The 21,682-nt window shown below is 61.7% G+C and carries 15 protein-coding genes; 5 read left to right on the forward strand and 10 right to left on the reverse strand.

Annotation, left to right across the window (positions count from 1 at the left end; genetic code table 11):
* Window positions 1-26: 26 nt before the first annotated feature.
* The 5 genes from AACV02_RS13860 to AACV02_RS13880 form a co-directional block, all read right to left on the reverse strand.
* Window positions 27-4,685, reverse strand: coding sequence for a hypothetical protein (locus tag AACV02_RS13860; protein WP_119740340.1), 4,659 nt, complete (start codon window positions 4,683-4,685; stop codon window positions 27-29).
* 138 nt (window positions 4,686-4,823) lie between these two features.
* Window positions 4,824-6,446, reverse strand: a complete 1,623-nt coding sequence (locus AACV02_RS13865; RefSeq protein WP_372239730.1) for an ATP-binding protein — start codon at window positions 6,444-6,446, stop codon at window positions 4,824-4,826.
* Window positions 6,447-6,490: 44 nt separating this feature from the next.
* Window positions 6,491-7,993 (reverse strand): ATPase domain-containing protein, encoded by a 1,503-nt coding sequence (locus AACV02_RS13870; RefSeq protein WP_119740343.1) that lies wholly within the window; start codon window positions 7,991-7,993, stop codon window positions 6,491-6,493.
* Window positions 7,994-8,136: 143 nt separating this feature from the next.
* Complete coding sequence (locus AACV02_RS13875) at window positions 8,137-9,195, reverse strand: tetratricopeptide repeat protein (RefSeq protein WP_119740345.1); 1,059 nt, start codon at window positions 9,193-9,195, stop codon at window positions 8,137-8,139.
* Window positions 9,196-9,272: 77 nt separating this feature from the next.
* The gene (locus tag AACV02_RS13880; protein WP_119740347.1) at window positions 9,273-10,166 is read right to left on the reverse strand and encodes a bestrophin family protein; all 894 of its coding nucleotides are present in this window, start codon (window positions 10,164-10,166) and stop codon (window positions 9,273-9,275) included.
* 226 nt (window positions 10,167-10,392) lie between these two features.
* Here AACV02_RS13880 and AACV02_RS13885 point away from each other — a divergent pair, with 226 nt between their 5' ends.
* Genes AACV02_RS13885 through AACV02_RS13905 form a run of 5 tightly spaced genes read left to right on the forward strand, consistent with a single transcriptional unit; the run spans window position 10,393 to window position 15,950 of the window.
* Entirely contained in the window at window positions 10,393-12,042 is a 1,650-nt protein-coding gene (locus AACV02_RS13885; RefSeq protein WP_119740349.1) for an AMP-binding protein, read from the forward strand.
* Window positions 12,043-12,063: 21 nt separating this feature from the next.
* Window positions 12,064-12,831: an SDR family NAD(P)-dependent oxidoreductase gene (locus AACV02_RS13890; protein WP_119740351.1), complete on the forward strand. Its 768-nt coding sequence runs from the start codon at window positions 12,064-12,066 to the stop codon at window positions 12,829-12,831.
* A 12-nt stretch (window positions 12,832-12,843) separates the two neighbouring features.
* Complete coding sequence (locus AACV02_RS13895; protein WP_119740353.1) at window positions 12,844-14,028, forward strand: acetyl-CoA C-acyltransferase; 1,185 nt, start codon at window positions 12,844-12,846, stop codon at window positions 14,026-14,028.
* Window positions 14,029-14,037: 9 nt separating this feature from the next.
* The gene (locus AACV02_RS13900; RefSeq protein WP_106579194.1) at window positions 14,038-15,165 is read left to right on the forward strand and encodes an acyl-CoA dehydrogenase; all 1,128 of its coding nucleotides are present in this window, start codon (window positions 14,038-14,040) and stop codon (window positions 15,163-15,165) included.
* Window positions 15,166-15,176: 11 nt separating this feature from the next.
* Window positions 15,177-15,950, forward strand: a complete 774-nt coding sequence (locus AACV02_RS13905) for an enoyl-CoA hydratase (protein ID WP_119740355.1) — start codon at window positions 15,177-15,179, stop codon at window positions 15,948-15,950.
* Window positions 15,951-16,266: 316 nt separating this feature from the next.
* Here AACV02_RS13905 and AACV02_RS13910 read toward each other — a convergent pair whose 3' ends face one another.
* The 5 genes from AACV02_RS13910 to AACV02_RS13930 all read right to left on the reverse strand — a co-directional run bounded on the left by AACV02_RS13910 (window position 16,267) and on the right by AACV02_RS13930 (window position 21,680).
* Entirely contained in the window at window positions 16,267-17,418 is a 1,152-nt protein-coding gene (locus tag AACV02_RS13910; protein ID WP_106579197.1) for an acyl-CoA dehydrogenase family protein, read from the reverse strand.
* A gap of 3 nt (window positions 17,419-17,421) precedes the next feature.
* On the reverse strand, window positions 17,422-18,525 hold the full coding sequence (locus tag AACV02_RS13915) for an enoyl-CoA hydratase/isomerase family protein (RefSeq protein WP_119740357.1): 1,104 nt from the start codon (window positions 18,523-18,525) through the stop codon (window positions 17,422-17,424).
* Between the two features lie 131 nt (window positions 18,526-18,656).
* A complete protein-coding gene (locus AACV02_RS13920; protein WP_119740360.1) occupies window positions 18,657-19,367 on the reverse strand; it encodes an HPP family protein in 711 nt (236 codons plus the stop codon).
* Window positions 19,368-19,549: 182 nt separating this feature from the next.
* Window positions 19,550-19,726 (reverse strand): hypothetical protein, encoded by a 177-nt coding sequence (locus tag AACV02_RS13925; RefSeq protein WP_237266725.1) that lies wholly within the window; start codon window positions 19,724-19,726, stop codon window positions 19,550-19,552.
* A gap of 331 nt (window positions 19,727-20,057) precedes the next feature.
* Window positions 20,058-21,680 (reverse strand): ArnT family glycosyltransferase, encoded by a 1,623-nt coding sequence (locus AACV02_RS13930; protein ID WP_119740362.1) that lies wholly within the window; start codon window positions 21,678-21,680, stop codon window positions 20,058-20,060.
* Window positions 21,681-21,682: the final 2 nt, after the last annotated feature.

Below are 21,682 nucleotides of genomic sequence, written 5' to 3' on the forward strand. Positions count from 1 at the left end.
CACTGTCCCTGGCAGCATTCACCGGCTTAGTCGCGCGCCCAGTCCAGAATTTCGTTGATCTTTGAGCGGTCGAACACGCCCGCCCCCTCATCATCACGCAGCTTGAAATTGCCATCGGGATAGACTTCTACCCCGACGGAGCTGGCGTAGGTCACGGACACGTCTTTCTTTTGCAGGATCGATAACAACGGTTTGTTACCGTTGCTATCGACTTGGCCTATTACCCTGCCGACCATCAGCGATGAGCGTGTTGCGGTGCCGCCGACAAAAATGACCTTGCCGCCATTCTCCAATGCGCTGTCCAGCTGCTGGAGCAGGGCAAAGGCATTGTGCTCAGCCCCCACAGGCGCCTCCAGATTGCTGCCGTTCAAGTGCACCAAGGTGCGTTTGTGGTACACCCCGTTGCGCAGATCGGTCAGCACCACCAGTGCCGAGCAGTCACCGAGTCCATGGGTGCTGAGGATGCTTGTGGGGTCATCGAGGGTTTTCGCCTCGGCCACGAACACTTCAACGTTTTGCACGGCGGGCTTACTGGCGCTGTTGGCTATGAGCGGTGGCTGCACAGCCGCATCAGCGACCGAAGGCTTCGCGCCCAGGGCGTCGTCGAACAGCGACTGAACATGTGCGTCGGCAATATCGTTGGTTTTCTTCCATGCGTCATTGTGAGTGCTGACGTTGAACTCTAGCCGGGTGGGGTCGCCGCCCGCGGTTTTGTAGGGCAACGGCAGGTGTTTGTCGGTAAACAGCTTGCCCAGGCTCTTCTTCATGGCGGCAGCGCTCGTGAACTCGGCGAGGCCGTAGTTGGGGTCGTAATAAAAAAACCGCTTGGCGACGCCTTCGCCCTGCGTGCCAATCATCATGGCGTGGTCGGCGGTGCCGATCATCATGGTCTTGGGGCCGCTGGCGTCAGCAATGTCATCCATCAGTTGGGCGTAGCCCATTTTGCGAACGGGCGCACCGGCATGAAACTGCGTGGGTGTATCCAGTTGCTTTTGAATGTGCGTCAGGTTCGCCACGAACTGCCTGGACTCGGCGGCGGTGGGGTTGGCCGCTGCGCTGAATAAGCTGGCGGCGAAACGGGTGTGCTTGCCTTGCTCCATGGCCGTCGCCATGACGCGCGACATTGCTGCGCATTGGCCTTTGCTGAGCGGGGTGGTCTGGCTGAGATAGAACAGTTGGGGAACGGGCGTGAACGTGCCGCCGCCCCCGCTGATGTGCTGGTAAAACGCATTGACCCCGCTGAAGCTGTGCTGCACCGCCAAACGCTCGCGCTGGCGTACCAAGGCGCCGACCTCGGCCGGTGTGCGTCCAGGCGTGCGCGCCAGCGCCATCACTTCAGCGGATTTCATTCCGGCGCGATAGCCGCTGATCGTCAGCGGGTCGACTTGGGTATAGCCATGGTTGAACTGCACACTGTTTGCACCGTGTTGGTGGTGTTCAACCCAGGCGGTCCAGGCGCTTTCACCGGCGGTCTGCTGAGCCTCGTGTAATTCTCCGCTGGCTCTGATCGAGGGGTGGAAGTCCTCCAGAGCCTTGCCATACGGCTGGCCACTTAGCGTATCGAAGGCAAACCACTTGCCACGTTGAAGCACTGCCGGCCCTTCAGCGATGGCGCCGCCCAGCCTGAAGGTGCCCACTGCGCTGGCATCAAAATGTCGACTCGCCTTGATCAGGCTGTAACTCTCGGCGCTGCCGCGCAGCGTGTTGTAGGCATACAGACCACCTTTTTGCACCCCACCCGCGGCACGGGAAATCAGGCTGCCCACGCCATCCAGCGGGTTGAGTGCGCTCAGCGCAGCACGCCCCACGATCTTCACGCCCTGGGCCAGCCTGGCCGCCGCGCTGGTACCTGCTTGCAGTGCCTTGGCACCTTTGGCTGCGAAGCCTACGCCGACGACAAACCCGAAGGCGTCGAACGCCAAGTCAACGATGCCGTCGCCCACGGCGCCGGCTCGAAAGTTCTGGATTGCCGAGCGCAGGGGAATCAGGTTGAGCATGAATTCGCGGGCTTTTTTGTAGAATGGCACCTCGGTATCAAACGTCGTCACACCCCGCGCCTCACTCTGCAGCGCCCGGATGTTCAGGTCTTCGACCAGGGCGTCGGCAATGTAGCCGGACCGTTCGCTGGCAAAGCTGTCGGGTGTGCCCGCTCGCCGTTTTTCTTCAGCAATGCGTGCTGAATAACGGCCGGAAGGTTTAACCTCCAGCAGCATTTTCGCGTAGCGCCACTTATCCGCTTCATCAGTCTGGCGCCCGATCGGGTGGTCTTTGAGCTCTTCGCGCTGGCGGATGTTGCTGTCTCTTAAATTGACTTGATAAACAGTGACGACGCCGTCGAGCTCTGTTTTCAGCAGCAGGCTGTCGGGTACCTTGGTTTCAACACGGTTCTGGTTGAAGGCGGTATGAGAGATGCTGTGCTCGGTCAGCAGGGTCACTTTCCCATACTCAATGGCTTTTCGATCTTCCAGAGGCAGTGTGGCGATCAGGTGTTTGATTTGCGTGCTCGTCGCCTGTTCTGCCGCGTGGAAGTACCGCTGAAGTTCGGTGTTGAACACAACATTGATGTCGGAAAGTTTGTTTGCATGGCCCGCGAGCGTGCGTGTGTCGACGTCACCGGACGATGAAGTCCATGCCGTTGCCTTGAGTTGCCCGTGCAGGTAAAGGTCCAGCACCGAGTACGGCCCGGGGAGGTCGCGGCTCTGATCAAATGGGGTGATGCATTTTTTCTCGAAGGGCAGGTCACCATACACGCGCTTGAGTTCCTCCAGCGCCATCGCCCGGCGCTCGGGCATTGGTGTCGAGTAGGCTTTCGAGGCTTGGCCCAATGCTGAAATCCGCGCGCTGTAGGCGCCAAAGACGCGGTTCATCTGCTCGTCGGTGTAGTCATCCAGCGTGTTCAGCGGGAGCAAGCCCTGGGCAACCCCCCAATCTTTGAGCGCATCGCGCTGCGCCATGCCTTCTACCTGCCGGTCACGGTCGGTGACAGGTGCCAGATCGGCTCGTTGCATGACCTGTGCGAAGGTCATACGCGCCGTTGAGCCGGGCGCCTGGCTCTCGAGGCGCGCTACCGCCGTGCTGAAGATGACCCAGGTGTGTGAGTCACACGTCACCTTGGCGGGAATGTCGTTGACCAAAAAAGCGGGGGCTCGGCGTGACAGCAACAGGTGGGCCGCAACGGGTGCCAATTCGGCGCTGACACGGCCCGAGGAAACCAAATACGTCACCAGCCCCGCGACCACCGTTGAAGGATGCTGACCCCAATGTTGATGACGGGCCCTATCAAAACCGGCAACGCCGGTCCTGGCTGGCGCCGAGGTGTTTGCGGCATCATCCAGGGTCGCGCCAAGGGCTGCCAACGTCCAATCGTTAACGCTCTGCGGGGTCGAGACGCCATTGAATTTTTCCTGCAGCGCCAGCCCCAGCGCCTGGGCATCAGGCGTAGCGAGCAGGCGTTGAATAAACCGCCGCGGGTCGTGCAGTTCGGACGGCGCAAAACGCTGATTGCGCGTCAGGTAACCGAGTGCACCGGTGGCCTCGGGATAATTTTGCAGACCCTTGAGCCCCAGCGTGTTCTGACGCAGGGAATTTCTCAGGTTGTAACGATCGTCAGCACTCAATGGGGTTGGCCAGGACAAGGCTCCGCCGAGATTGCCGTCGGGAAGCTGCGAAAGGGCTGGCGTTGTCAGTAACCGTCCCAGATTTAACAGCTCGTCGCGGCTGCGGGGCCTGTCCCAGCCATTGTCGCTGAGGTATGTGTCCAGGCTGACGCTAGGGTCCGCTTGCAACAGCCTGTGGGGCGAATCGGCATGCAACGTGATGCGGGTGTTGCCCATTTTGTCGCGAATAAGTTGCTCAATCCGGCTTTGTACAGACGAGGGCGAGAGGTACAAGCTGTCGAGGGGATCTTTGGTGGTGCGGTCTAGCCACTGCTCGGACAAATCGTCGATCTGCTGAATGACAGCGATCAGTTTCAAGGCTACGTTGCTGTGATCATGAGCACTGGCCAGCTTGGCCCGTTCATGTTGCAGCACCTCGGCAGCGCGGTCTGGCCGGGGGCGGGAAAGGCCGAAGCCTTTAGCGGCCTCTAGCTGCGCTGCACGGGCTTCAGCGGATGCCCGGGTTTGCCCCGTGATGGCTTCGCCATAAAAGTCCGCGACCGCCCGGTAGGGTGCCGATGTGCGGCTGGAGGGGCTCAGAATATAGCCAGCGCTTGAAGTCAGGGCTGTTGCCGCTTGCATGATGGGCGCCATCATCGAGGTCCAGAGGTGGCCATGCTCAAAGCCCGAAAAGGGTTTGCGCTGACCGCCGACGAAGGCGCTGATGAGGTTGTCTCGGGGATTGATCTCAATGGGCTTTGACAGATCGATCTGCTGATGCGTTGCCCAACTGACAAAGTACGGGCTCTTCATCAAATCGTGCAGGTGTGACCACCATTGGCCGAAGGCAGAGGCGGGCGCAATGGTGTCGATGTCGCCCAGTCGTCCACTACTGGCCGCGGCGCGCAGCGTTTGCGCCAGATAACCGGCCAACTGACTGTCGCCGTCGACTTGCGCACGGTCAACTGCGTCCGGGGCCGCGGGGTTGCCGTCCCGATCCGCCAGGCGTGGCCGGCGTATTGTGGGGGGCTCAGGTGCAGCATTCAGCGGCCATTGATGCAGTGGAATAAGGTTGCGGGCAGCGATCATGATGGGACTCGTGAGGTAAGTTTCAGGTTAACGACGGGCACCTTTCATGCGTCGCGATTTGAAACTTCGTGTCCGATCCCTCAACGCCGGTTCCAGCCTGTCAGCCACCAGATATTGCGGTAACGTGCAGCAACTACCTCACGCCTGAATCATTTCCCGCACCTTCGCCGTCAACAAATCAAAGGTGAATGGCTTGGTGATCAACTGCATCCCAGGATCGAGGAAGCCGCCGCGCACCGCCGCGTGTTCGGCATAACCGGTGATGAACAGGACCTTGAGCTGAGGGCGAATCTGCCGACCAATTTCCGCCATTTGCCGGCCGTTCATGCCCGGCAGGCCCACGTCGCTGATGAGCAAGTCGATACGCTGGTCGGATTCGATGATCGGCAGCGCCGTGTCCGCATCACCGGCCTCGACGAAGGCATAGCCCAACTCTTTGAGCACGGCGCTGACCAACACGCGTACTGCCGGGTCATCCTCGACGATCAATACCGTTTCACCCGCATTGGCATAGGGCGCCAAGGCGGGATTGAGGTGTTCCGGTGCCTGTAGTTCACCGACAAAACGCGGCAGGAACAGGCTCACCGTAGTGCCTTTGCCCACTTCGCTGTAAAGGGTGACGTGGCCATGGGACTGGCGGGCAAAGCCGTAGATCATCGATAAGCCGAGGCCGGTGCCCTGGCCAATCGGCTTGGTGGTAAAAAATGGATCGAACACGCGGCCCATCAGGTGCTCTGGAATGCCGCAGCCGGTGTCGCTAACGCTCAGCTCGACATAGTCGCCGGGCTTCAAGGTGCCGTAGGCCGCAGTGAACACGTTGTCCAGGTGGCGGTTGGTAGTTTCAACCACTAACTTGCCGCCGCCCGGCATGGCGTCCCGCGCGTTGATCACCAGGTTGAGCAGGGCGCTTTCGAGCTGATTGGGATCAGCTTCGGCAGTCCAGAGCTGACTGTCGAGGCGCATGTCGAGGACAATGCTTTCATTGATGCTGCGTTGCAGCAGCTCACCCATGGAGGTCACCAGTTGGTTGATCTCCACAGGCTTGGAATCCAGCGATTGGCGACGGGAAAACGCCAACAGGCGATGGGTCAGGCCGGCCGCGCGGTTGGCCGAGGTCACGCCCAGGTCGATAAGGCCGTCCAGGTCATCGAGCTTGCCGCGCGCAATGCGCCGTCGCAGCAGCTCCAGGCTGCCGATAATCCCGGTGAGCATGTTGTTGAAGTCATGCGCGATGCCGCCGGTCAACTGACCTACGGCTTCCATTTTCTGCGATTGGCGCAAGGCTTCTTCATTGCTGCGCAGTTGCGCCGTGCGCTCCTCGACTTGCTGCTCGAGGGTTTCCATGGTGCGTTGCAGGCGCAGCTCGCTTTCACTCAAGTCAATCAAGCGGTCGCGGGCGTCATATTGCCGGCGCCGGCCACGCAGGGCTGCGCTCACCAGGCTGATCAAGGTGATGGGATGGAAGGGGCGTTCGAGGAAGGTCACGTTGCCCAGCAGCCGGCTCAAGTGCGACGAACCATTCTGCTCGCTGCCGCCGTGATGGGTCATCAGCACAATCGGCAAGTCCGACCACGCCGGCTGCTGATGCAGATGCTCCAGCAACGGCTCCAGGTCAACCCCGCGCAACGCCTCCGCCGCAATCACCAATAAGCCGGCGCCGTCTTCGAGCAATTCGCACAGGTCGGCCAGGTTGCTGGCAACAATGCCGCTGTAGCCAGCTTCGTTCAGCATCATCAGCGCCAATGAGCCGTCGCGACCCATCGGCGCGAGGATAATTGCGCGCTCGGAGGCAGGAGAAACGCCGATCACGATCCCTCTTCCTTGAGCAAGGGTGAGCCGCTGCCGTTGAAAGTCGGGATGCCGCGCAGCACGCCCTGGAAGTTGTCGAGCGGCTCGCCCACCGTCATGCCACGGCTGCCAATGCGGTACTCGCGAATGGTCGACTCATGCGAACCGGTACGCTTTTTGATGATCGAGATGGCCCGGCGTACCTTGCCCAGTGCTTCGAAGTAACGCAGCAAAATCACGGTATCGGCCAGGTACGTAATGTCGACAGGGGCTTGCATGTCACCGACCAGCCCATGCTGGGCGACGGTCATGAACGTGGCAGCTCCCCGGCGATTGAGGTACAGCAACAGCTCGTGCATGTGCAGGATCAGCGCATTTTCTTCCGGCATCGCCGCCTGATAGCCGTTGATGCTGTCGATGACCACGGTTTTGATCCCGCGCTCGTCAACACAACGGCGCACTCGGTGCGAGAACTCGCCGGGCGACAACTCGGCCGCGTCCACCTGTTCGATCAGCAGGTTGCCGGTGTCCTGCAGGGCAGCGAGGTCGATGCCCATGTTTTTCATGCGTTCGAACAACAAACCCAGTTCTTCGTCGAAGATAAACAGCGCAGCTTTCTCGCCACGGGCCACAGCCGCTGCGGCGAAGATCATGGAAATCAGGGATTTACCGGTGCCCGCAGGGCCAAGAATCAAGCTGCTGGAGCCGGTTTCGACGCCGCCGCCCATCAACCTGTCCAGTTCGACAATGCCGCTGCTCAGGGTCTGGCGGACATACCCGCCGCGATGCTCGGCGGCGACCAGCCGCGGGAACACATGCACGCCGTCGCCCATGATGGTGAAGTCATGAAAGCCGCCGCGGTATTTTTGCCCACGGTATTTCACCACCCGCACCCGGCGGCGTTCGGCGCCGTAGTTGGGCGTCAGTTCTTCCAGGCGAATCACGCCGTGCGCCACGCTGTGTACGGTTTTATCCAGCGATTCGGTGGTCAGGTCATCCAGCAGCAGCACGGTGGTGTCGTAGCGCACGAAGTAATGCTTGATTGCCAGGATCTGCCGACGATAACGCAGGGAGCTTTGCGCGAGCAGACGGATCTCCGAAAGGCTGTCGATGACCACGCGGGTCGGTTTGACCCGCTCCACCACTTCAAAAATCTGCCGTGTGGCTTCGCCCAGCTCCAGGTCGGAGGAGTACAGCAGGCTTTGCTGATGGTTGGCGTCGAGCAGGCTCTCTGGCGGGGTCAGCTCGAAGATGTGGATATTGTCATCCAGGTCCCAGCCATGGGACTTGGCGCCCTGGCGCAATTCGCGCTCGGTTTCGGAGAGGGTGATGTACAGCGAACGTTCACCGTTTTTCGCACCGGCCTGCAGAAAATGCAGCGCAATGGTGGTTTTGCCCGTGCCGGGTTCGCCTTCCAGCAGGAACAGGTGGCTGCGCGATAACCCCCCGGAAAGAATGTCATCAAGACCTTCGATGCCGGTGGCCGCCTTTTCACTGAACAGCTCGTTGGATGTAGACAAGAAGTGCCCTCAGGTCACGTACAAATAGAGGAGCGCGCCGCCTCGGGCGCGCCATATTCACTTGACCGTGGAGGCCCGTGGCGGTTCAACGTTTCGCGAAAATTGTACAAGCCTGGGTATGGATTACAACTTTTTGCAATGCCCTACAGACCTTGCTGCAACGCCGGGTCATCCGGGTTCTGTTGCTCAAGTTGCGCCAGCAATACCTGCACGTTTTGCAGCTGGCCGCTTTCTTTCCAGTAATTGACCAGCAACACCCGCGCCTTGCGGTTGGCCGGATGGCGCTGAATGATGTCTTCCAGCTGACGCTGGGCGGCTTCCAACTCTTCCTGGGCGTGCAGGGTCGTGGCGAGGTCGTAACGGTAGTCCTGATTGTCCGGTTCAAGCTCTACCGCTTTGGACAGGCCGAGCAGGGCGTACGGGCGCTCGCCATGGTGCAACAGCCACATGCCCAGCGCATGCTGCAGGTAAGCCGAGTCGGGGTGAGCCGCCAACTGACGTGCCAGCAGTTGCCGCGACTCATCGGTCTTGCCTTGTTTGTCCAGCAGTTCGATTTGCGCGACCACCGCCTGCAGGTTGTCCGGTTGCAAGCGCATGGCCTGTTCGAGGGCATTTTGGGCGTCTGGCAGCAGCGCACTATGGATGTAGAGGCGCGCCAGTTGAATCCAGCTTTCGGCCGTTTCCGGCTCACTTTTGAGGGTTTTCACAAACTCATCGAGCACTTGCTGCAACGGCCCGAAGTACAGCCCCAGGGTGTCCGGCGACAGACCGAGCAAGGCATTGGCAGCAGCAAAGCGCACCGCCTGTTCGGAATCGTCGAGCACCGGCCCCAGCAACAAGACGCGTTGGCCGCTGGGCACCAGGCCGACAATGCTGTGGATCGCCGCCTCACGCACCACTGGCGAATCATTGGCCAGGTCTTTGTCGGCGAGCTTCAGCGCCTGCGGGCTTGGGTAGTTGGGCAACTCGGCGTGCAAGGCAGCGCGACGTTCCGGCGACAGGTCCGGCCGGCCGAGCTGTTGGTACAGCACGCGCGCGGCGCCGGGTTCGCCGTTATGCGCCTGCTTCAAGGCTTTGGCGTAACCATGGGCAATCGCCGGCGGCACGGCCACCGGGGTAGGGCGGGAGAAAAACCAGGTGAGCAACACAATCAACAACAGGGCGCACAGGCCGATGATGGAGTAACGGCGTGACTTTGACATGCAGGCGTCCAAAAGCTGGTGGCAGCTAGTGCAAAGCCATCAGCTTCGGTCAGACCACGGCGAGTGTCAAACCCGCATCAGGTCAGCACGTATTCAATCGGTTCCAGGGCAGGCGGCAAGTCGCTTTCGCCCAGAGCGGCAAGAATCTCGCGCTCCAACGTGCGCACGATGGCATTGCACGGCAGGTCATTTTCATCAAAACCGAACGGGTCTTCCAGGTCGTCGCCGATTTCATCCAGGCCAAAGAAGGTGTAGCTGACGATGGCGGTGAACACCGGCGTCAGCCAGCCCAGCGGCTCGGCCATGGCAAACGGCAGCAGAATGCAGAACAGGTAGATGGTGCGGTGCAACAGCAGTGTGTAAGGGAAGGGCAGCGGCGTGTGCTTGATCCGCTCGCACGACGCCTGCACCTGGCTGAGGCTGACCAGTCGGGTTTCCAGCTGGGTGTAGCGCCATTCGCTGATGACGCCTTGCTCGGCCAGCCCGGAAAAGCGCGTGCCCAGTTGTTGCAGCACAGCGTCTGGAAGGTTCGGGTGCGCGCGATCAACGCCGATCCACGGCGTGATGGCGCCGGCCTCGTCTTCATGGCGCAGGCGCGCAATCAGGCCATGGGCAAAGCCGCACAGACCGCGCAGTAGCCCACTGCGCTCAGCCGGGTCAGTCAGCACCTGGGTTTCGCGGATCAGCGAGCGCACATCGATGATCATTTGCCCCAGCTGCTTGCGGCCTTCCCACCAGCGGTCATAGCAGGCGTTGTTGCGAAAGCTCATGAAGATCGACAACGACAAGCCCAGCAAGGTGAACGGCGTGGCGTTGACCTTGGAAAAATACGCCGGGTGCAAGGTTTCAACCAGCACGATCACCGAGGCCAGCAAGGTCACCAGCAGGCTGCGCAGCGCGATGCGCTTGGCAATCGAGCCCTTGAGGGAAAACAGGATGCCCAGGAGGTTGGGTTTGGGACGAACGATCATTGCAGGGAGGCTTCTTTGGTGGTGCAGGCCCCAAGGTTAGAAGCAACCCTGGCGGGCGTCCAATCACTTGAACTGACCGGCTGATCAGCGCGCTCAATGATTGGCCAAACCAGTCAGCCAAGTTGAAGGCTTTGACCATTGCTGCTGTAACGCTGCAGAGCGACTATTTCCACGGTTTACGTGTTCAAAAACGTCCTGAAAATAAAAACCACAAGGATTTGAAGCGATGCGTGAGTATTTGGCTGCCACTACCGAGTTTGATTACCAGCACACCGTCGACGCCGCACTGGCGGGCAACTTGCAGGCGCTCAATGCCTGCGTGGAATGCTGCGACCGGCATGCGCTGCCGGGCCGCATCGCGCTGTTCTGGGAAGGCAAGGACGGGCGCAGCGCCACGTTCACCTTCACAGACTTGCAGGACCAGGCCGCCCGCTTCGCCAATTTCCTCCTGGCCCAGGGCGTCAAACCCGGCGACAAGGTGGCCGGCCTGCTGCCGCGCACCGCAGAATTGCTGGTGGTGGTGTTCGCCACCTGGCGCATCGGCGCGGTCTATCAGCCGCTGTTTACCGCTTTCGGGCCCAAGGCCATTGAACATCGCTTGAGCAGTTCCGGCGCCGCGCTGGTGGTCACCGACGCGGTGAACCGGCCCAAGCTTGCGGACGTGGAAGGTTGCCCGACCATCGTCACTGTCGCCGGGGCCAGGGGCGAAGGCATCGTGCGTGGCGACTACAGTTTCTGGGCCGAACTGCCGAATTATTCCAACGCCTGCGAGCCGGTGATGCTGGACGGTGACGCGCCGTTTTTGCTGATGTTCACCTCGGGCACCACCGGCCCGTCGAAAGCCCTGTCGGTGCCGCTCAAGGCCATCGTTGCCTTTGAGCGCTACACCCGCGACGCAGTAGACCTTCGCCCCGAAGACGCGTTCTGGAACGTTGCCGACCCGGGTTGGGCTTACGGCATCTATTTTGGCGTGACCGGGCCGTTGTCCATGGGCCACCCGATCACCTTTTACGATGGGCCGTTCACCCTGGAGAGCACCTGCCGGGTGATCAACAAGTACGGCATCACCAACCTGACGGGCTCACCGACCGCGTACCGCCTGCTGATTGCCGGCGGTGAGCAGTTCGCCCGCGCGATCAAGGGCAAACTGCGCATTGTCAGCAGCGCCGGCGAACCCCTGAACCCGGAAGTGATCCGCTGGTTCGCCGAGAACCTGGGCGTGACCATCCACGACCACTATGGCCAGACCGAACTGGGCATGGTGCTGTGCAACCACCATGGCCTGGCGCATCCGGTGCATGTTGGCTCAGCCGGCTTTGCCTCGCCGGGGCACCGCATCGTGGTGCTCGATGACAACCATCAGGAACTGCCCGCCGGTCAGCCGGGCATTCTCGCCATTGACCGCGAACAGTCGCCGATGTGCTGGTTCGCCGGTTACGACGGCGTGAAGACCAAGGCCTTTGTCGGCAAGTACTACCTCAGCGGCGACACCGTGGAGCTGAACCCGGACGGCAGCATCAGTTTTGTCGGGCGCAGTGATGACGTGATCACCACCTCTGGCTACCGCGTCGGCCCCTTCGACGTGGAAAGCGCCCTGGTCGAGCACCCGGCCGTGGTCGAAGCCGCGGTGGTCGGCAAGCCCTGCCCGGAACGCACCGAGCTGGTGAAAGCCTTTGTGGTGCTCAACGAGCAATACCGCGCTACGCCTGAACTGGCCGAAGAGCTGCGCCTGCACGTGCGCAAGCGCCTCGCCGCGCATGCCTACCCGCGAGAAATCGAATTTGTCAGCGACTTGCCGAAAACCCCGAGCGGCAAGCTGCAACGTTTTATTTTGCGTAATCAGGAAATCGCCAAGGCTCAAGCAGTCCTGGCGTGATCCCTTTCAAAGGAACTAAAGATGCAGATTGAAAACAAGGTATTCCTGGTCAGCGGCGGCGCTTCGGGCCTCGGCGCGGCCACCGCTGAGATGCTGGTAGCCGCCGGGGCCAAGGTGATGCTGGTGGACCTCAACGCCGAAGCCGTCGCGGCCAAGGCCCGGCAGTTGGGCGATAACGCCCGCAGCGCCGTGGCGGACATCAGCCAGGAAACCGCTGCCGAAGCGGCCGTGCAAGCCGCCGTCGCCGCGTTCGGCGGTTTGCATGGGCTGGTGAACTGCGCCGGTGTGGTGCGCGGCGAGAAAATCCTCGGCAAGAACGGCCCGCATGCGCTGGCAAGCTTTGCCCAAGTGATCAACGTCAACCTGATCGGCAGCTTCAACCTGCTGCGCCTGGCCGCCGCCGCCATCGCTGAAACCGAGGCGAATGCCGACGGCGAGCGTGGCGTGATCATCAATACCGCGTCGGTGGCCGCCTTTGACGGGCAGATCGGCCAGGCGGCGTATGCCGCGTCCAAAGGCGCCATCGCCAGCCTGACGCTGCCGGCTGCCCGCGAACTGGCGCGCTTTGGCATCCGGGTCATGACCATCGCCCCCGGCATTTTCGAAACGCCGATGATGGCCGGCATGACCCCAGAGGTGCGCGATTCCCTGGCCGCCGGTGTGCCATTCCCGCCACGCCTGGGCAAACCGGCCGAGTACGCCGCGCTGGTGCGGCACATCATTGAAAACAGCATGCTCAATGGCGAGGTCATCCGTCTCGACGGCGCCTTGCGCATGGCCGCCAAGTAAGGAGAATTTTTCATGCACGATCCGATTGTTATCGTCAGCGCCGTCCGCACGCCCATGGGCGCGTTCCAGGGCGACCTCAAGGGCCTGACTGCGCCGCAACTGGGTGCCGCCGCGATTCGCGCCGCCGTCGAACGCGCCGGCATCGCCCCGGACGCGGTGGATGAAGTGCTGTTTGGCTGCGTATTGCCCGCAGGCCTCGGCCAGGCGCCTGCGCGTCAGGCGGCGCTGGGCGCCGGGCTGGACAAGGCCACGCGCTGCACCACGCTGAACAAAATGTGTGGTTCGGGCATGGAGGCGACCATTCTCGCCCACGACTCGCTGCTGGCCGGCAGTGTCGAGGTGGTGGTGGCCGGTGGCATGGAGAGCATGTCCAACGCGCCTTACCTGCTGGACCGCGCGCGCAGCGGCTACCGCATGGGCCACGGCAAGGTGCTCGACCACATGTTTCTCGACGGCCTTGAAGACGCCTACGACAAGGGCCGCCTGATGGGCACCTTTGCCGAAGACTGTGCCGAGCACAACGGTTTTACCCGTGAAGCCCAGGACGCCTTCGCCATTGCCTCGCTGACCCGTGCCCAGGAGGCGATCACCCACGGCAGCTTCGCCGCCGAGATCGTCCCGGTGCAGGTCACCGTCGGTAAAGAGCAAAAAACCATCCTGCATGACGAACAGCCCCCCAAAGCCAAGCTGGACAAGATCGCCAGCCTGAAACCGGCTTTCCGCGAAGGCGGTACGGTGACGGCGGCCAACTCCAGTTCGATCTCCGACGGCGCGGCGGCGCTGCTGCTGATGCGTCAGTCCGACGCGCAAAAGCGTGGGCTCAAACCGCTGGCAATCATCCATGGGCACGCGGCGTTCGCCGACGAGCCGGGGCTGTTCCCGGTGGCGCCGGTGGGGGCGATTCGCAAGCTGATGAGCAAGACCGGCTGGCACCTTGGCGAAGTGGATTTGTTCGAGATCAACGAAGCCTTTGCGGTGGTCAGCCTGGTGACCATGAGCAAGCTGGAAATCCCCCACAGCAAGGTCAACGTCCACGGCGGCGCCTGCGCGCTGGGGCATCCGATCGGCGCCTCGGGCGCGCGCATTCTGGTGACCTTGCTCTCGGCGCTGCGCCAGAAAGGCCTCAAGCGCGGCGTTGCGGCCATTTGTATCGGCGGCGGTGAAGCCACGGCCATGGCCGTCGAATGCGTGTATTAAGGACTTTTTATGCTGCCCAATGACGAACAATTGCAAATCAGCGAAGCGGCCCGGCAATTTGCCCAGGAGCGCTTGAAACCGTTCGCTGCCGAATGGGACCGCGAGCACCGCTTTCCCAGGCAAGCCATCGGCGAGATGGCCGAGCTGGGCTTTTTCGGCATGCTGGTACCGGAACAGTGGGGCGGTTGCGACACCGGCTACCTGGCCTATGCGATGGCCCTGGAGGAAATCGCCGCCGGTGACGGCGCGTGCTCGACCATCATGAGCGTGCACAACTCGGTGGGCTGCGTGCCGATTCTGAAATTCGGCAACGATCAGCAGAAAGAGCAGTTCCTCACGCCGCTGGCCAGCGGTGCCATGCTCGGCGCCTTTGCGCTGACCGAACCGCAGGCCGGTTCCGATGCCAGCAGCCTGAAAACCCGCGCGCGCCTGGATGGCGATCACTACGTGCTCAATGGCTGCAAACAGTTCATCACCTCCGGGCAAAACGCCGGGATCGTGATTGTGTTTGCGGTCACCGACCCGGCCGCCGGCAAGCGCGGGATCAGCGCGTTTATCGTGCCCACCGACTCACCGGGTTACACAGTCGCACGGGTCGAAGACAAGCTCGGCCAGCATGCGTCCGACACCTGCCAGATTCTGTTTGAAGACGTGAAGGTGCCAGTCGCCAACCGATTGGGCGAGGAGGGTGAAGGCTACAAGATCGCCCTGGCCAACCTTGAAGGCGGCCGCGTCGGCATCGCTTCGCAATCGGTGGGCATGGCGCGTGCGGCATTTGAAGCCGCACGTGACTATGCACGCGAGCGCGAAAGCTTCGGCAAAACCTTGATCGAACACCAGGCCGTGGCGTTTCGCCTGGCAGACATGGCCACGCAAATTGCCGTCGCCCGGCAGATGGTGCATTACGCCGCCGCCCTGCGCGACAGCGGCAAGCCAGCCTTGGTCGAGGCTTCGATGGCCAAGCTGTTCGCCTCGGAAATGGCCGAAAAAGTCTGCTCGGCCGCCTTGCAAACCTTGGGCGGTTACGGTTACCTGAGCGACTTTCCCTTGGAGCGGATCTACCGCGATGTGCGGGTCTGCCAGATTTACGAAGGCACCAGCGATATCCAGCGCATGGTCATCTCACGCAATCTTTAAGGAGCCATTCCATGAGTTACGAAACCATTTTGCTCGAGGTCCAGGGCCGCGTCGGGCTGATTACCCTCAATCGCCCGCAAGCCCTGAACGCCTTGAATGCGCAACTGGTCAGCGAGTTGAACCAGGCGCTGGACAGCCTGGAGGCCAACCCGCATATCGGCTGCATCGTGCTGACCGGCTCGAAAAAAGCCTTCGCCGCCGGTGCCGACATCAAGGAAATGGCCGAGCTGACCTACCCTCAGATTTACCTGGACGACCTGTTCAGTGACAGCGACCGCGTAGCCAACCGGCGCAAGCCGATCATTGCCGCCGTCAACGGCTTTGCCTTGGGCGGCGGCTGTGAACTGGCGTTGATGTGCGACTTCATCCTCGCGGGCGACGGCGCCAAGTTCGGCCAGCCGGAAATCAACCTCGGCGTGCTGCCGGGCATGGGCGGCACCCAGCGCCTGACCCGCGCGGTGGGCAAGGCCAAGGCCATGGAAATGTGCCTGACCGGGCGTTTTATCGATGCGGTGGAAGCCGAGCGTTGCGGGATTGTGGCGCGTATCGTGCCGGCAGATGAGCTGCTGGAAGAGGCGCTGAAGGTGGCGACGCTGATCGCCGGCAAATCCGTGCCGATCAGCATGATGGTCAAGGAAAGCGTGAACCGCGCGTTTGAAGTGAGCCTCTCCGAAGGCGTGCGCTTTGAGCGCCGGGTGTTCCATGCGGCGTTTGCAACGCAGGATCAGAAGGAAGGGATGGCGGCGTTTGTGGCCAAGCGTGCGCCGGAGTTCAACGATAAGTAACCGGCTTCAAGACTGCTGGAACGCAACGTGTGAGAGCGGGCTTGCCCGCGAATGCGCTGGATCAGTCGATACATTCGCTGACTGATACGCCGTATTCGCGGGCAAGCCTGCTCCCACTTTGGTTTTGCAGCGTATTGGTTAGCGTGGGGAGCGCTTGAATACCCTGGCAATCAGGCGAACAAGTTCGCCGATTGCAACGTCATCACCGATCAAGTTGTGGGAGCTGGCTTGCCTGCAATAGCTGCACTTCGGTCCAGCAGGTGAACCGAGGTGCCTGCATCGCTGGCAAGCGAGCGCCTGCACAGCCTGCATTAACTTAGAGCTGGTAGTTCTTCAGCTCGCGCGCGATCACCATCCGCTGAATTTCGCTCGTGCCCTCGTAAATCTGCGTGATCCGCGCATCCCGGTAGTAACGCTCCACCGGATAATCTTCCAGATACCCATACCCACCGTGAATCTGCATCGCCGAGGAGCAGACCTTCTCGGCCATTTCCGAGGCGAACAGCTTGGCCTGGGACGCTTCCGACAGGCACGGCTTGCCGGCACTGCGCAAGCGCGCGGCGTGCAGGATCAGCAACCGTGCGGCATTCAGGCGGGTTTGCATGTCGGCCAGCAGGTTGGCGACACTCTGGTGCTCGATAATCGCCTGGTTGAACTGCACGCGATCGCGCGCATACGCCAGCGCCGCCTCAAAGGCCGCGCGGGCGATGCCCAGGGCCTGGGCAGCAATGCCGATGCGCCCGCCCTCGAGGTTGGACAGGGCGATAGCCAGGCCTTTGCCACGTTCACCGAGCAAATTGGCTTCGGGCACTGTGCATTGGTTGAGGGTGACGGCGCAGGTATCCGACGCGCGAATGCCCATCTTGTGTTCTGTGCGGTCAACCACAAACCCTGGCGTATTGGTGGGCACCAGGAACGCGGAAATGCCTTTTTTGCCCAAGTCCGGATCCGTCACCGCAAACACAATGGCCAGCTTGGCGCGTTTGCCGTTGCTGACAAACTGCTTGGCGCCATTAATCACCCACTGGCCATCGCGCAGTTCGGCACGTGTGCGCAGGTTATGGGCTTCGGAACCTGCCTGGGGCTCGGTCAGGCAAAAACAGCCGATGGCCTGGCCACTGGCAAGGTCGGGCAGCCAGGCTTCTTTCTGCGCTTGTGTGCCGTAGTTGAGGATTGGCCCGCAACCGACTGAATTATGGATACTCATCAGCGCACCGGTGGCGCCGTCGCCGGCCGAGATCTCTTCAACCGCCAGGGCGTAGGCGACGTAATCGACATAGGTGCCACCCCATTCTTCGGGCACCACCATTCCCAGCAGGCCCAGTTCGCCCATCTTGGCGACCAGGGCATCATCGATCCAACCGGCTTTCTCCCACGCTTGGGCATGGGGCGCGATTTCACCGCGGGCAAAGTCGCGCGCCATGTCGCGAATCATCACTTGTTCTTCTGTGTATTCAATATCTTGCATGGCTTATCTCCCAAACTGCTTGAAGTCGTGGAAGAAGCTCTCCACATGGGTGGCGTTCAGGTCGTGGATCGTGGCCGGGCGCCAGCGCGGCGTTTTGTCCTTGTCGATGATCAACGCGCGTACCCCTTCGATCAGGTCGCCGCGCTCGAACCACTGGCGATCCAGGTGCAATTCCAGCGCGAAGCACTGTTCCAGCGGCAGGCGGCGGCCCCGGCGCAGCATTTGCAGGGTGACGGCCATCGCCAGCGGAGAACGGGTCTGCATCAGTGCGACGGTGTTCAGTGCCCACTCATGGGAGTCGGCGACGGTGACTTGCTGCAACTGCTCGACGATGCTTGGCACGTCCGGCAGGGCGAAGAAATGGTCGATGGCCGGGCGCAATGCTGCCAGCGGCGCGTCGGGCAATTGCTGTACAGCCAGTTTGGCGAGTACGCCTTGCAGGTCTTTGAGCGGCGAGTCCTGCCATTGCAGGCGGTCGAGTTTCTGGTCCAGGTCGGCGAGCCGGGTGCTTTCGAGGTACCAGTCCGCCAGCCCGCAATACAACGCGTCGGCCGCGCGAATCTGTACGCCGGTGACGCCCAGGTAAATCCCCAACTCGCCGGGTATGCGCGGCAGGAAGTAGCTGCCGCCCACATCCGGGAAATAACCAATGGCCGTTTCCGGCATCGCCAGGCGGCTGCGCTCGGTGACCACGCGCAGATCAGCGCCTTGCACCAGGCCCATGCCGCCGCCGAGCACGAACCCGTCCATCAGCGCCAGGACGGGTTTGCGGTAATGGTGGATGGCCAGGTCGAGGGCGTACTCCTCGACAAAAAAGTCGGCGTGCAGGCTGTCGCCGTTCTTGAAGCTGTCGTACAGCGAACGGATGTCGCCCCCGGCGCAGAAGGCCTTTTCGCCAGCACCGCGCAGCACCACGGCGTAGACCTGCGGGTCATCCGCCCAGGCCTGTAACTGCGCTGTCAGGCTGCGAACCATGTCCAGGGTAATGGCGTTCAAGCCAGCGGGGCGATTGAGGGTGAGGTGGCCGATGTGGTTGCGAACGTCGGCCAGCACTTCGTCCTGAAGAATTTCGGCGCGGCTTGCTTCGGATGAAACCTGAGCAGTCATCTGTAACTCCCTGCTTTTATTGTTCTTTATCAAGATGTTCGCGGACGAACCTTCTCGCGATCGTACCAGTGCAAATTTGCCCAGTACAACCCGGAATCCTGCAGGTCGTTTTTGCATTTATGCACGCAGGCTCAGGCGGCGCGGCGGGCCAGTACTTCGCCGATGCTGCGGCGTCGCGCATGGCCTTCTGCGGCATGGATCAACTGTTCGAGTTCGCTCGGTTGCACATCGTAAAACTGCTCCATCTCGGCCAGCGCCAGTTTCAAGTCGGCCGCCGTGATGGCCGGGTCTGTTGCGGACGCCGTATTGCCCATGACCGCTGCCGGCGACTCGACCGCACCCCTGGGATAGCGCGTGCGCGTGGCGTTGTTGTACGCCAGTGCACACGCCAGCAACGCACCCGCGCCCAGCATGACCGGCGCCAGCACCTGCCACCCAAGGGCGATGGAGGCCGGGTCTGCCAGTACCAGCGTCATCGCCAGGCCACCGGCCGGCGGGTGCAGGCAGCGCAGCCAGCAAATCAGGATAACGGTCATGCCCGCCGCCAGGCATGCGCTGCCCAGCGTACGCCCCAATACGCGGGCGACCAGCAGGGCAACAACACCCGCGCACAAATAGCTGCCGATGATCGACCAGGGTTGGGCCAGCGCGCCGGAAGACACCGCGAACAGCAACACAGCCGAGGCACCCAGCGGGCCAAGCAGGTGCAGCGCGACCTCCATGCCAAACACTTGGGCGCACACCCAAATACTGAACAGCGTGCCCAGGGCCATGCCGATCGCTGCACGGCTCCATTCAGCAGGGCGGGTATTGATTGCAGCAGGTAACCAACGGGTAAGCATTCAAGCGGTCCTGAAATTGCGGGCGAAAAAAAAGGCTTGCCTGGTTGCCCGGAAAAGCCCTTGAAAGTTCCAACGTTTGGGGGAGGAACCTGCACAGTGTGCCGACCTTTGCTCAAGGGCTCCACTGCATATTACTGAGGGTTGAGTGCAAGTTTATTGAAATCAAATTGTTTTAAGCGCGTTCAAATGACTTCGCCGAAAGGAATCAGGCGCGTCATCTGCGCGAAGGGCGGGCTGACATGGCCCAATACGCGCCTGTCGGTCTCTTCATTGAACAGCTGTCTTTGCAGGTTTTCCTGCAGCGTCAGGTCGCTGGCCAGTGGCCCCTTCAACGCCACCAGGGCGTCGCGCAGTGCCATCAACCGATCCAGCCTCGGCACGGGAATTGACATCGGATCTTGCGCCACGGCATTGCCCTCGTATGCGTAAACCGCCGTGTGTATGGGCGGGCCTACTGCGTCCTTGTTATCCAGGGTGCGCCAGCCTCGGGCTGGCGAGATAAGCCAGACGTTGGGGCCGGAATGGGTTAGCGCACCTGGCAAACGAGTCTACATTTGGGTTCCAGGCGCCGGAAGACAAAGTGCACCAGCCATTACGCATAGCTGTGTAGGTGCTTTCTCGGTTGCGGTAATGAAAACGCCCACTCCAGTTGAAGTGGGCGTCGTCTTGTACACAGGGCCAGCACCGCGATCAGGGCGCCGGGGTTTTCCCCAGATGCAGCAGCACATAAGGGTCTTTGTCAAACTCCCCGGTGAGCGTCGGCGTAACCGATTTCAAGCGCGGGTCCTGCAGGTTTTCGAAATCCTGCGCGCTCATCGCCAGCCAGGCAGGCCCTTGCAGCGGGGCCAGGTCTGCGGAGGAATGGGTAAACAACGGCACCTTGTCGCAGTTGAAGTTGACCATGAACTTGATGGCTTTCGCATCCTTGCCCAACCCGTGCAATACCACTGGCGCCGGCTGCTGCGTGATCTGGTCTTTGACCGCCAGGGTGAAGGTGCGCGTGTCGTAGAGCGCGCGCTCCAGGGGTTCAACCACCACGATGTAAGTTGTCCAGAGCGCCAGTACCGCAGCGAAGGCTGGCCCCGTCGCGCGTATCCGCACGTTGAAGACCGCCAGCAGCGCCAGTACCTGAAGCACGCCCAGTACGCCGAATATCACCCCCAGGTTGCCCAGTTGCTCAGCGTAACGTCGGCGCGCCACCACCAGCCCGACGGCCAGCAGTGCCGGCATCAGCGTCCAGATACCCAGCATCAAGGCGCGCAGCCCTGCAAACAGCCGCCCCTGGGTGACCTGGAACGGGTAGGCCGCAAGGATCGCCGCCATCGGCAACATCGGCAGGATGTAGCGCGCCTTTTTTGCCTGAGGCACCGACAAGCCCAGCATCACCAGCAACCCGGCGGCGGCGCAATACAGCACCAGCTGCAAGGCCGGGTCTGGCGTGCGGCGCCCGCCGACGGCCACCGCCACCAGCACCAACAGTGCCAGTGGATAGGCCAGGGCATAATTGCCCAGCGAGCTGGTGAAGTAATACAGCGCGCCGCTGGAGCCTTCGGTGCCATCCATGCGCCCCAGGAACTGCATGCGGATCACGTCCTGCATGAAGTCCTCGCCACCGCTGAGCTTGGCCAGCAGCAGCAACAGGCCCACACAGGCCGCCAGCAACGCCAGGGCAATCAGGCCGAAGGTGAACAGTTGGCGCCACTGCCGGTTGAGCAGGTAATAGCTGCACAGCACGCCGGTTGGAATCACCAGGCCGATCGGCCCACGGATGGCGAAGCCGACGATCAGCAACAGGAACAGCCAGTGCAGGCGTTTCGGGCTGGCGAAGTGATCATGCGCATACCCCAGGTAAAACACCGCCAAGGCCACTGCCGCGAGCATCTGGTCGAGGGACACCGCCCGGGTTTCACTGATGAAAGTGCTGCTGAGCAGCAACATCGCAATACTCAGCAGGCCCCAGCGTACGGAGTAGGGCGCCGTCAGCCGATACACCAGCATCACAATCAGCGCCGAAGCGATGGCCGTGGGCAACCAGGCGGTCAAGCTGGTGACCTGGCCCAAGGGCAACGAGAACAACCACGTCAACACGGTCGAGGTGGCCAGGTAATCGGCGTAGGGCTGCCCGTAGGTCGTGGGGAAAAAACTCGGCCCATGACGCAGCATTTCCTGGGCAAACACCACGAAGCGCGAGTCAAACCCGATAATCGCCTGGTGCCAGTTGCCGGCAATAAACAGCACCAGCGCCAGGAGCCCAAGCCCCAGCGACTGGTGACGGATCGTTGCAGTGAGCAGGGGCGGATAAGCTTTGTTCACGT

This window comes from Pseudomonas sp. Larv2_ips, assembly GCF_963879675.1.
In the GTDB taxonomy this organism is placed as follows: Bacteria; Pseudomonadota; Gammaproteobacteria; order Pseudomonadales; family Pseudomonadaceae; genus Aquipseudomonas.

Coding starts and splice junctions, on each gene's coding strand:
- AACV02_RS13860 (WP_119740340.1), bottom strand. CDS start 4,685: ATGATCGCTGCCCGCAACCTTATTCCACTGCATCAATGGCCGCTGAAT.
- AACV02_RS13865 (WP_372239730.1), bottom strand. CDS start 6,446: ATGGGTCGCGACGGCTCATTGGCGCTGATGATGCTGAACGAAGCTGGC.
- AACV02_RS13875 (WP_119740345.1), bottom strand. CDS start 9,195: ATGTCAAAGTCACGCCGTTACTCCATCATCGGCCTGTGCGCCCTGTTG.
- AACV02_RS13880 (WP_119740347.1), bottom strand. CDS start 10,166: ATGATCGTTCGTCCCAAACCCAACCTCCTGGGCATCCTGTTTTCCCTC.
- AACV02_RS13885 (WP_119740349.1), top strand. CDS start 10,393: ATGCGTGAGTATTTGGCTGCCACTACCGAGTTTGATTACCAGCACACC.
- AACV02_RS13890 (WP_119740351.1), top strand. CDS start 12,064: ATGCAGATTGAAAACAAGGTATTCCTGGTCAGCGGCGGCGCTTCGGGC.
- AACV02_RS13895 (WP_119740353.1), top strand. CDS start 12,844: ATGCACGATCCGATTGTTATCGTCAGCGCCGTCCGCACGCCCATGGGC.
- AACV02_RS13900 (WP_106579194.1), top strand. CDS start 14,038: ATGCTGCCCAATGACGAACAATTGCAAATCAGCGAAGCGGCCCGGCAA.
- AACV02_RS13905 (WP_119740355.1), top strand. CDS start 15,177: ATGAGTTACGAAACCATTTTGCTCGAGGTCCAGGGCCGCGTCGGGCTG.
- AACV02_RS13910 (WP_106579197.1), bottom strand. CDS start 17,418: ATGCAAGATATTGAATACACAGAAGAACAAGTGATGATTCGCGACATG.
- AACV02_RS13915 (WP_119740357.1), bottom strand. CDS start 18,525: ATGACTGCTCAGGTTTCATCCGAAGCAAGCCGCGCCGAAATTCTTCAG.
- AACV02_RS13920 (WP_119740360.1), bottom strand. CDS start 19,367: ATGCTTACCCGTTGGTTACCTGCTGCAATCAATACCCGCCCTGCTGAA.
- AACV02_RS13925 (WP_237266725.1), bottom strand. CDS start 19,726: ATGGCACTGCGCGACGCCCTGGTGGCGTTGAAGGGGCCACTGGCCAGC.